The organism is Mesorhizobium sp. M7A.F.Ca.US.002.01.1.1, from assembly GCF_004022955.1.
Classification (GTDB): domain Bacteria; phylum Pseudomonadota; class Alphaproteobacteria; order Rhizobiales; family Rhizobiaceae; genus Mesorhizobium; species Mesorhizobium ciceri.
This window is the reverse complement of sequence record NZ_RZQE01000189.1, coordinates 1-10729: the sequence shown is the minus strand read 5'-3', so window position 1 is coordinate 10729 and position 10729 is coordinate 1. Positions and strand designations below refer to the sequence as shown.

10 protein-coding genes are annotated in these 10729 nt (G+C 64.0%); 5 read left to right on the top strand and 5 right to left on the bottom strand.

Annotated elements, in window-relative coordinates:
- On the top strand, positions 1 to 711 hold a 711-nt coding region (hemA, locus tag EN932_RS18920), incomplete at its 5' end, for a 5-aminolevulinate synthase (protein ID WP_128368976.1).
- Between the two features lie 72 nt (positions 712 to 783).
- Here the strand turns inward: hemA and EN932_RS18915 are convergent.
- Together EN932_RS18915 and mscL are read right to left on the bottom strand one after the other, a co-directional pair.
- Positions 784 to 1950, bottom strand: a complete 1167-nt coding sequence (locus tag EN932_RS18915; protein WP_127369353.1) for a pyridoxal phosphate-dependent aminotransferase — start codon at positions 1948 to 1950, stop codon at positions 784 to 786.
- Positions 1951 to 2062: 112 nt separating this feature from the next.
- On the bottom strand, positions 2063 to 2485 hold the full coding sequence (gene mscL, locus EN932_RS18910) for a large conductance mechanosensitive channel protein MscL (RefSeq protein WP_013533610.1): 423 nt from the start codon (positions 2483 to 2485) through the stop codon (positions 2063 to 2065).
- A gap of 397 nt (positions 2486 to 2882) precedes the next feature.
- Between mscL and EN932_RS18905 the strand changes: the two genes are divergently transcribed.
- On the top strand, positions 2883 to 3092 hold the full coding sequence (locus EN932_RS18905) for a hypothetical protein (protein WP_024503137.1): 210 nt from the start codon (positions 2883 to 2885) through the stop codon (positions 3090 to 3092).
- Between the two features lie 208 nt (positions 3093 to 3300).
- Entirely contained in the window at positions 3301 to 6786 is a 3486-nt protein-coding gene (locus EN932_RS18900; protein ID WP_164753412.1) for a PAS domain-containing hybrid sensor histidine kinase/response regulator, read from the top strand.
- A gap of 4 nt (positions 6787 to 6790) precedes the next feature.
- On the opposite strand, the gene EN932_RS18895 is transcribed toward EN932_RS18900, so the two are convergent.
- A complete protein-coding gene (locus tag EN932_RS18895; RefSeq protein ID WP_064995689.1) occupies positions 6791 to 7450 on the bottom strand; it encodes a response regulator transcription factor in 660 nt (219 codons plus the stop codon).
- A gap of 120 nt (positions 7451 to 7570) precedes the next feature.
- Positions 7571 to 7999: a hypothetical protein gene (locus tag EN932_RS18890; protein WP_013533615.1), complete on the bottom strand. Its 429-nt coding sequence runs from the start codon at positions 7997 to 7999 to the stop codon at positions 7571 to 7573.
- A gap of 186 nt (positions 8000 to 8185) precedes the next feature.
- Here EN932_RS18890 and EN932_RS18885 point away from each other — a divergent pair, with 186 nt between their 5' ends.
- Together EN932_RS18885 and EN932_RS18880 are read left to right on the top strand one after the other, a co-directional pair.
- On the top strand, positions 8186 to 8536 hold the full coding sequence (locus EN932_RS18885) for a DUF952 domain-containing protein (RefSeq protein WP_024503140.1): 351 nt from the start codon (positions 8186 to 8188) through the stop codon (positions 8534 to 8536).
- Entirely contained in the window at positions 8533 to 9609 is a 1077-nt protein-coding gene (locus EN932_RS18880; protein ID WP_127368322.1) for a quinone-dependent dihydroorotate dehydrogenase, read from the top strand. The genes EN932_RS18885 and EN932_RS18880 overlap by 4 nt, the downstream gene beginning before the upstream one ends.
- A 257-nt stretch (positions 9610 to 9866) precedes the next feature.
- Here the strand turns inward: EN932_RS18880 and EN932_RS18875 are convergent.
- Positions 9867 to 10729 (bottom strand): MATE family efflux transporter (locus EN932_RS18875; protein WP_245483295.1); only part of this gene is annotated, 863 nt, incomplete at its 5' end.

Sequence of the window (10729 nt, the reverse complement as noted above, 5' to 3'; positions counted from 1 at the left end):
GATGGGGACATCGCGCCGATCAAAGAGATCGTCGAACTCGCCGAGCGCTACAACGCCATGACCTATATCGACGAGGTCCATGCCGTCGGTATGTACGGGCCGCGCGGCGGCGGCATCACCGAGCGCGAAGGCCTGGCCGACCGCATCGACATCATCGAAGGCACGCTGGCCAAGGCATTCGGCACGCTGGGCGGCTACATCACCGGCACCAGCGCTGTGATCGACGCCGTGCGCTCCTATGCGCCGGGCTTCATCTTCACCACGGCACTGCCGCCGGCGATCGCTGCCGCCGCGACCGCGTCGATCCGCCATCTCAAGCGCTCGCAGGCCGAGCGCGACGCCCAGCAGCAGCAGGCCGCGAGAACCAAACACATCCTGTCGGCCGCCGGCCTGCCGGTGATGGATTCGCCGACGCACATCGTGCCGCTGCTGGTCGGCGATCCCGAGGCCTGCAAGATGGCCAGCGACCGCCTGCTCGGCGTGCACGGCATCTACATCCAGCCGATCAACTACCCGACCGTGCCGCGCGGTACGGAGCGGCTGCGCATCACGCCGACGCCGTTCCATTCCGATGCGCTGATCGCCGAATTGCAGGATGCGCTGGTCGAGACCTGGGATGCGCTCGGCATCCCCTACGGCTCCGCCGGTCGGCCTTCGGTGGCCAAGAGCGACCGCATCATTCCATTGCTGGTGCCCAAGTCAGGCGGCTGATGCCGTTTGGAACTCTACTCCGGCGGCCATCTGGCTCGCCGGAGCGATTTCAATTCGGGCTTCGTCAGCGGCTCAGGCGTTCTTCATCCACTTCGCCAGCCGGTGTGCCGCTTCCTCGATCTGGTCGAGACGGCGGTGGAAGCACAGCCGCAAAAACGCCTCACCGCCGGGGCCGAAAGCGGTGCCTGGCGCCAGGCCGACATTGGCCTTGTCGACGATGTCGAAGGCAGCGGTGCGTGAATCGGTGATGCCCTCGACGGTGAAAAACAGATAGAACGCGCCCTGCGGCACCGTAAACCCAGCGCGGCCGGTGGCGCCGAGGATGCCGCAGACAAGGTCGCGCGCCTTGCGCGCCCGCTCCACCTGTTCGGCGACGAAGGCGTCGCCCTCGTCAAGGGCGGCGACCGCACCGCGCTGCATGAACTGGGCGACGCCGGAGCTCGAATACTGGATCAGGTTCTCGAACACCTGCTGCAAGCTCGGATGCGTCTTGATCCAGCCGACGCGCCAGCCGGTCATCGCCCAGTTCTTGGAAAAGGAGTTGACGTACAGGATACGGTCTTCCGCCGACGCTATGTCGAGGAAGGACGGCGCGCGGCCGTGGCCATAGTGGAACAGTGAATAGATCTCGTCGGCGATGATCCAGAGGTTTTTCGCGCGCGCCAGAGCGAGGATCGCCTGCAAGGTCTCGTGATCGGCGGTCCAGCCGGTCGGATTCGACGGCGTGTTAATGAACAGCGCCTTTGTGCGCGGCGTGATCGAAGCGGCGATCTTCTCGATGTCGCAGGACCAGCCATTGCCGGAATGATCGAGCGTGACCGCGACTGGGACGGCTCCCGCTATCCCTGCTGCGGCATCGAAATTCGGCCAGGCCGGCGACAGGTAGACCACCTCGTCGCCGGCGCCGGCGAGCGCGTCGAGCGCCAGCTGGATGGCATGCATGCCGGAGCCGGTGACGATGAATTCTTCCTCCGGGAAATTCTTGCCGAAATGCCTGGCATAGTAACGGGAGAGTGCCTGCCTGAGATCGGGGATGCCCCTTTGCCAGGTGTAGAATGTCTCGCCGCCGGCCAGCGCCTTCGACGCGGCATCGGTGATGAAGGCTGGCGTCGGCAGGTCGCCTTCGCCGGCCCAGAGCGGAATCATGCCTTCGCGCAGGCGGCCGTAATTGACGACGGCGACAATGCCACTTTCGGGTGCCGCACGGGCCTCGGTGCGCAAGCTGTCGATCAGGGTCATGGGCGGATCCGTTTTTGGTCTGCGGTTTTCGTCAGCGGTCCTTACCAGATGCGAAAACAGAAAACCCCGGCCGCCAACGACCGGGGTTTTGGTCCAGCAATGCTGCCCGTGGTCAGCGCCTGGCGAGCAGATCGCGAATTTCGGTGAGCAGCGCGACGTCGGCTGGCGGCGGAGCCGCCGGTGCAGCGGGCTTCTCGCGCTCAAGCCGCTTGCGCATGTTGTTCACCGCCTTGACCATCAGGAAAATGATGAAAGCGAGGATAAGGAAGTTCAACGCGACAGTGATGAAGCTGCCGTAGGCAAAGACCGCGCCTTGCTTCTTGGCGTCGGCCAGCGAGGTGGCGTTGACGGCCGAGGAGAGGCCAAGGAAATAATTGTTGAAGTCCAAGCCGCCGAAAATCGCGCCGACGATCGGCATGATGATATCGTTAACAAGGGAATCGACGATCTTGCCGAAGGCCGCGCCGATGATGACGCCGACCGCAAGGTCCATCACATTGCCCTTGGAAATAAATTCCTGGAATTCTTTCAGCATTCGACCCTCCTTGTCGTGACTGGCCGAGCTGCCGTTTCCGTCCTTGCGGCATCGACCTGAGGCAACATAACAAAAACCTCCTGACGCAACATGGGTAAAAGGGAGAAAACAACCGCTTTCTCCTTACCTTACGGCACTTTGGGCGGCAGCTCTGCCGAATTTGACGCGTTGCGTACAAGGGCGTGAAATTTCATCCCCGCGATGCAAATCGACACAGATGCCGCCGAATCACTGCAAAACGACCACGCTGGACCAGATTGCCGCCGAGCACGGCATGGGCCCCTGGTTGTTGACGCGAGCGATCAATCGCTCTTTGCAAGGTTTCCCGCATTGACGGCACGGCAAAGCCAGCATTGAATTTCTGGAAATTATAGGCGTTTTCGCCTATAATGTTCTCATGAACATGCTCGAAACCATCAGCATTGATGTTTATCCGTGGGCGGCTCCAACAAAGGAGCAGCGCGCTTGGTTTGACGCGCTTTCGCCCGACGAGAAGCGGAAAGCGATTCAGGCGGCGATCAACGAAGGTTTTGAGAGCCCGGTCAGCGAAAAGTCGATCGACGACATTATTCGGGAAGCGCGTGCCGAACTCCCGCATGCGCCATAGGATAACGCATCGCCCCGAACGCGATCTGAAAGACATTTACCGACACACCTTCGAAAACCACGGCGCTCAGCGGCGATCTTCACCATAACGACACCGACGCGCCGCCCTGATAGCCGTCCTGCACAGCTCTGCAATGGACTCGGACGCCAAGCTGTGGTTGCGTCCGGGCAAGCCGGATAGAAAGACGGCAGAGGAGGAAAGTCCAAGCGTGCAGGGCTTGTTCATCGTCATCATCGCGGTCGCCTATGTGACGCTGCTGTTTGCCATCGCCAGCCTCGGCGACCGCCGCTCGGCCATCTCCGAGCCGAGCCGGGGGCGGCCTTTCATCTATGCGCTCAGCCTCGCGATCTACTGCACATCCTGGACTTTCTTCGGCTCGGTCGGTCTCTCTTCCGAACGCGGCCTCGAATTCCTCGGCATCTATACGGGCCCGGTGCTCGTCTTCGTCTTCGGCTTCCCGCTGCTCAACCGTATCGTGCGGCTGGCCAAGACCGAGAAGATCACCTCGATCGCGGATTTCCTCGGCGCACGCTACGGCAAGAGTTTCACCGTCGCGGCGATCGCCACGCTGATCGCCACCATCGGCGCGGTGCCCTATATCGCGCTGCAGTTGAAGGCGATATCCGGTTCGGTCAGCCTGATGGTCGAGCACTATACGGGATCGCCGCCTTCGTTCGATCCCTTCGTCAGCGACATCTCGCTGGTCGTCGCCATGCTGTTGGCGCTGTTCGCGGTGCTGTTTGGAACCCGTCACGCCGACGCCACCGAACACCAGGACGGGCTGGTGCTGGCGGTGGCGGTCGAAACCGTCGTCAAGCTCGCCGCCTTCCTGGCGATCGGCCTGATGGTCACCTTCCTGATCTTCGGCGGCCCAGGCGACATGTTCGACAAGCTCGCCGAGAACGCGCAGGTCCGGCAGGCGATGAGCTACAACACCTCGCTCGCCACCTGGCTGGTGCTGACGTGCCTCAGCGGCTTTGCCATCATCATGCTGCCGCGGCAGTTCTACGTCACCATCGTCGAAAACCGCGGCGAGGCCGAACTGCGCACCGCGACATGGGTGTTCCCGCTCTACCTCGTGGCGATCAACCTGTTCGTGCTGCCGATCGCCTTCGCCGGCCTGTCGCTGGTCGGCGCCGGAACCAGCAGCGATCTCTATGTGCTGTCGCTGCCCCTGTTCAGCGGCCATGATGTGCTGGCGATGGCGGCTTTCATCGGCGGCCTGTCGGCGGCGACGGCGATGGTGATCGTCGAAAGCGTGGCGCTGTCGATCATGATCTCCAACGATCTCGTCATTCCGCTGTTCGTGCGCCGCCTGCTCAAGACCTCGACCTCCGAGACCGAGGATTGGTCGACGCTGATCCTCAATGTGCGGCGCGGGGCGATCTTCATCCTGTTGTTCATCGCCTTCCTCTACTACCGCGAGAGCACCAACAGCGCGCGCCTGTCGTCGATCGGCCTGATGTCGTTCGCGGCCATCGCCCAGTTCGCCCCCGCCCTGATCGGCGGGCTGATCTGGCGCGGCGCCAACGGCCGGGGTGCGGCACTCGGCATGGTCGCCGGCATCCTCGTATGGGGCTACACACTGCTCCTGCCGTCGCTTGCCGCGGCCGATACCGGCATCATCGTGCACGGGCTGTTCGGCTTCGAGGCGCTGCGGCCGCAGGCCCTGTTCGGCACCGTCGCCGAACCGCTGAACCACGGCGTGTTATGGAGCCTGTCGATCAATGCGGTGTTTTTCGTGCTCGGCTCGCTGTCGCGCGCGTCGGTGCCGCTGGAACGCATCCAGGCGTCGATCTTCGTGCCGCGCGATGCCGGCCCGATGCCCAGCCTGCGCCGTTTCCGCACCGCCATCACCGTCAACGACCTGAAGGACACGATCGGGCGCTATCTCGGCGTCGAGCGCACCGAGCGCTCCTTCCAGTCGTTCGAAAAGACCAACGGAGCCTCTCTGCACGGCAACGAGCAGGCGAGCATGGACGTCATCCGCTTTTCCGAGCAGCTGCTGGCCAGCGCCGTCGGCTCCTCCTCGGCACGACTGATCCTGTCGCTGCTGTTTCGGCGCCACGACCGCGAATCCCGAGATGCCTTCCGCTTGCTCGACGACGCCACCGAGGCGCTGCAGCACAACCGCGACCTCTTGCAGATCGCGCTCGACCAGATGGAACAGGGCATCACCGTCTTCGACCGGGATTTCCGCCTGATCTGCTGGAACCGCCAGTACCGGGCACTGTTCGACCTGCCCGACGAGATGGGCCAGGTCGGCGTCTCGCTCGACCGCATCCTGCGCCATCTCGCCGAGCGCGGCGACATCCCTGCCGATCAGCGTGTGGCCATGCTCAACCGGCTGACCAGCTTCGTCAGCCCATGGCAGATGGAGCTGAAAACCTCGGGCCGCATCCTGGAACTGCGTTCCAACCCGATGCCGGACGGCGGCATCGTCGCCACCTATGCCGACATTTCCGGTCGCGTCGAGCAGGACCTGGCACTGAAGCGTGCCAATGAATCGCTGGAGCAGCGCGTCAAGACGCGCACCATCGAACTGACCCGGGTCAATGAGGAACTGGCGCAGGCACAGATGCTGGCCGAGGAGGCCAATCTCGGCAAGACGCGCTTCCTCGCCGCCGCCGGCCACGACATCCTGCAGCCGCTGAACGCCGCCCGGCTCTATTGCTCCTCGCTGATCGAGAAGGCCGGCAAGGGACCTGCCGGCAAGGCGGCCGTGAACATCGAATCCTCGCTGGAATCGGTCGAGACGATTCTCGGCGCCGTGCTCGACATCTCCCGCCTCGATGCCGGCGCGATGAAGCCGGATGACACCGCCTTCAACCTCGACGGATTGCTGCGCCAGATCGGCAACGACTTCCGCCCGCTCGCGGCCGAAAAGAAGCTCGAGCTGACCATCATGCCGTCATCGTTGACGGTGACGACGGACCGCAATTTGCTGCGCCGCCTGATCCAGAATCTCGTCTCCAACGCCATCAAATACACGCGCCACGGCCGCGTCCTGGTTGGCGTCAGGCGGCGCGGCGAATTGGCCGAGATCCAGGTGATCGACACCGGCATCGGCATCGCCGGCGACAAGCTGAACACCGTCTTTCGCGAATTCACCCGGCTCGACGAGGGCGCGCGCGAGGCCGAGGGCCTCGGTCTCGGCCTCTCCATCGTCGACCGCATCGCCCGGGTGTTGCGCCTGGAGATCCGCATCTTTTCCAGTCCGGGCAAGGGCACGCGATTCTCCGTTATCCTGCCCGTCGCGGCCGTGCAGGCACGACGCGAGATCGAAGCCAGGGCTCCCGCCCGCGCGACGGCCTCGCTGGCCGGTCTGCACGTGCTGTGCATCGACAACGACGCCCGCATCCTCGAAGGCATGCGGCTCCTGCTCGAAGGCTGGGGTTGCAACGTCGACACCGCGTCCGGTTCAAAGGATCTGGAGACCGCGAAGATACACCGCCCGGACATCGTCCTTGCCGACTACCATCTCGACGGCGAAACCGGCCTCGAACTCGTCGTCAGGCTGCGTGCGATCCATGGCGACACCCTGCCGGCCGTGCTGGTCACCGCCGACCGCTCCAACGAGGTGCGCACGGCCGCCGGCGGGCTCGAGATTGCGGTGATCAACAAACCGCTCAAACCAGCGGTACTGCGCTCGATGATGGCCAGGGTCAGGCCGCTGGCGCCGGCGGCGGAATAGGGGTCTAACCCGCCGGCTGCAGCGGGTCGCTGCCGATCTTGGACAGCAGGATCACCGCCTGGGTGCGGCTGTCGACGCCGAGCTTCTGCAGGATGGCGGAGACATGCGCCTTGATGGTGGCCTCGGAGACGCCGAGTTCATAGGCGATCTGCTTGTTGAGCAGGCCCTCGGCCAGCATGCCGAGCACCCGGGTCTGCTGCGGCGTCAACGCCTGCAGCCGCTTGATCAGGTCGGATATTTCAGGGTCGCGCTCGGTGCCGAGATCGACGCCGACGGGTGCTGCAATATCGCCGGCAAGCACCGATTGCACGGCGCTGCGGATCTCTTCCATGCTGGCCGATTTGGAGATGAAGCCGGAAGCGCCGAGGTCGAGCGCCCGCCTGATGGTCGCCGGATCGTCATGCGCCGACACCACGACCAGCGGCACCGCCGGATGAATGCCACGCAGCGAGATCAGGCCGGACAGGCCGCTGGCGCCCGGCATCGACAGGTCGAGCAGCACCAGGTCGACGTCCTCGTTGGCAACGACCAGCGCCTTGGCGCTCTCGAAATCGCCGGCTTCATGGATGGCGGCGACATTGCCGATGCCGGCGAGCGCTTCGCGCAGCGCACCGCGAAACAGCGGGTGATCGTCGGCGATGACGAAAGAATAGCCTGCCGGCAAATGTCCCTCCCCGAATCCCCGATGATTTTTGGCTTTTCGGGTTCAACTGGACGATTATGAGCGGCTGCGCGCTGTTTTCAAGCGGCAAAGCCAGTGCGCCGCCTCCCGTGGTTGAAACGCTCAGGTCTTCTGCGAATTGGGCTGGGCGCCGTTGTCCTTGTCCATATCCCTGACGATCCCCATGAAGCCGCGCAGGAAGCGCTCCATGTAGCCCATCGTCTTGTTGAAATCCTCTTCGCTCGGCAGTTTCGATTCGAGGCGGGCGGAGAGCGAATTCTCGAGCTTGGTGACGCGCTCGTCCATCGCCTTCATCGAGGTCTGCAAGCGGTCGACCTCGTCCTGGAAAGCGGCGCGTTCGTCGGCCGCCATCTTGCAGACGAGCTGGCCGGAGCGTTCGTCGCAGATCGACATGGCGCCGGTCTGGGTGTCCATGCGGATATAGCCGGTGGCCGACTTTTCCAGCCGGTAGCGGTCGGTTTCTTCCGAATAAGCTGAAGCCGCGACCAGCGAAACGAGCGCGGCGGGGATCAAGATGTGCTGCAGACGCATGTTGTCCTCCATGGCAAAGGCCTCAGATATCGCATGTTTGCGCCGGAAATGGGGAAGACCCTTGGCGTGGCCTTTCCCGAATGGCTGGTTCGGAATCTTTTGAAGCAATTCCCAAGGGAAAGCGCTATGCGCTTTTCCCGGGAAAACCGTTTCACACTTTTCCTGGAACTGCTCTATAGCGCAACCATGTCTCAGATTATCTACAAGATAACCCCGCAGGCGCTTTGGCGCGAGGCCGAAACGCATGGCCGCTTCACCGGCGCGCCGATTGATGTCGCAGACGGCTTCATCCACTTCTCCACGGCGGCGCAGGTCAAGGAAACGGCGGCAAAGCACTTTGCCGGCCAGACCGACCTTCTGCTGGTCGCCATCGACGGCGCCAGCCTGGGTGCTGCGCTGAGATACGAGGTCTCGCGCGGTGGTGCGCTGTTTCCGCATCTTTATGGTCCGCTCGGCCTCAAGGCTGTGCTGTGGGTCCGGCCACTGCCGCTTGGCTCCGATGGTGTGCACCAGTTCCCGGCACTGGAGGGGCAATGAGCGTGCTCGACCGGCTCGGCCAGAAGCTGCTGTTCGCCTTCGATCCGGAAACCGCGCATGGCCTGTCGATCGCGGCCTTGCGATGCGGCGTTCCGGTTGGTGCACCAGCGATCCGCGACCACAGGCTGACGGTCAGCATCTGCGGCCTCGATTTCCCCAATCCGCTCGGCATGGCGGCCGGCTATGACAAGAACGCCGAAGTGCCCGACGCGCTGCTTGGCCTGGGCTTCGGCTTTGCCGAGGTCGGCACGATCACGCCGCTGGCGCAGGCCGGCAATCCGAAGCCGCGCATTTTCCGGCTGACGGCCGACGATGCGGTGATCAACCGATTGGGCTTCAACAATGAAGGCCATGCAGCGGCCGAAAAGCGCCTTGCTGCGCGCAAGGGGCGTGGCGGCATCGTCGGCGTCAACATCGGCGCCAACAAGGACAGCAGCGACCGCATCGGCGACTATGAGCGCGGCGCCGCCCGGTTTGCGCAATACGCCAGCTATCTGACCGTCAACATCTCCTCGCCCAACACGCCGGGCCTACGCAACATGCAGGCGCGTGAGCAGCTTGGCGAGCTCTTGTCGCGGGTCATGGCCGCGCGCGCCGCGGCAACCGCCCAGCCGCCGGTGTTCCTGAAGATCGCGCCGGATCTGGTCGAGGCAGAGCTGGAGGACATCGCCGCCGAAGTCACGGAAAAGCGGGTGGACGGCGTCATCGTCTCCAACACCACCATCTCCCGGCCGCCACTGCGCAGCGGCGACACCGCACGCGAGAGCGGGGGGCTCTCCGGCAAGCCGCTGTTCGAGCGTTCGACCATCGTGCTGGCGAAGATGCGCAAACTGCTCGGGCCGGAGCTTGCCATCGTCGGCGTCGGCGGCGTCGATTCCGCCGATACGGCGCTGGACAAGGTCCGTGCGGGTGCCGATCTGGTGCAGCTCTACACCGGCATGATCTATGCCGGGCCTTCGCTGCCAGGCCGTATTCTTTCCGGAATGGCCCGTTTCGTCGAAAAAGAACGGCTGAAGTCGATTTGCGAGTTGCGCGACAGCCGCCTCGACTTCTGGGCGTCCAGGCAACTCTGAACTGCTCTCAGGAGCGCAGGTCGCGGCTGACGGCCCGCTCGCAGATGGTGCAACGAACTCGGGTCGACGGGTTCCTTCGGAGCTTTCGCCGGGCGTTGGCTGACGGCGCATCAAACAAAAAACCCGCCAGTGCGGCGGGTCATTGGCGCAAATCAGCACCATGGGCAAAAATCTACCATAGCTGAGGTCACCGAGTCAAGAAAAAATTCCTATCGCGAAGCTGCCGCTCAGTGTCCTGGACGGCGCAGGGACACCGTCTAAAACGCCGTCCGCACCCTGAGCCGCAGGATCGTCAGCAGGCTGAAGCCTCGCACCAGCAGGAAGACGTGCAGCGCCGCCCACAGTCCAGTGTTGCCGAAGGCCGGCGCAAGGGTCAGCAGCGCGGCCGCGAAAACCAGGAACGACAGCAGCATCATGTTGCGCATGTCGCGGGACCAGGTCGCGCCGATGAAGACGCCATCCATCTGGAACGCCAGCACACCGCTCAGCGCCGTGAATGCCGCCCATGGCAGGTAGATGTCGGCCACCGAACGGACGTCCTCCGATGTCGTCACGAGAGCGACCAGATTGGCGCCACCAGACAGCATTACCAGCGTCGCGGCTCCCGCCAGCCCGAAACCCCAGAACAGCGTCAGCCGCACGGCCTGGCGGAACGGTGCGGCGGCACGTGCGCCGACGGCACGGCCCGCCAGCTGTTCGGCGGCGGTGGCAAAGCCATCGAGGAAATAGCCGGCGACGAGGAAGAAATTCATCAGCACGGCGTTGGCGGCCAGCGTCACCGTGCCGAACTGCGCGCCCTGGCGGGTGAACAATGCAAAGGCGGCGAGCAGCGAGAACGAACGGATCATGATGTCGCGGTTGAGCGACAGCATGCGCAGGAAGGCGGTCATGTCGAGCAGGCGATGGCGCGGCAAGGGCGGGGCCGCGCGAAACCGGCGGATCACGATGGCCAGGCCGAGCAGCATGGCCAGGAACTCACCGGTGACGGTCGCCCAGGCAACGCCGGCGACGCCCCAGCCAAGTTTCAGCCCAAGCAGGAAGCACAGCGCGATGTTGATGCCGTTCAGCACCAATTGCAGCACCAGTCCAAGCCCGCCCTCGCCGCGCCCCAGCACGTAGC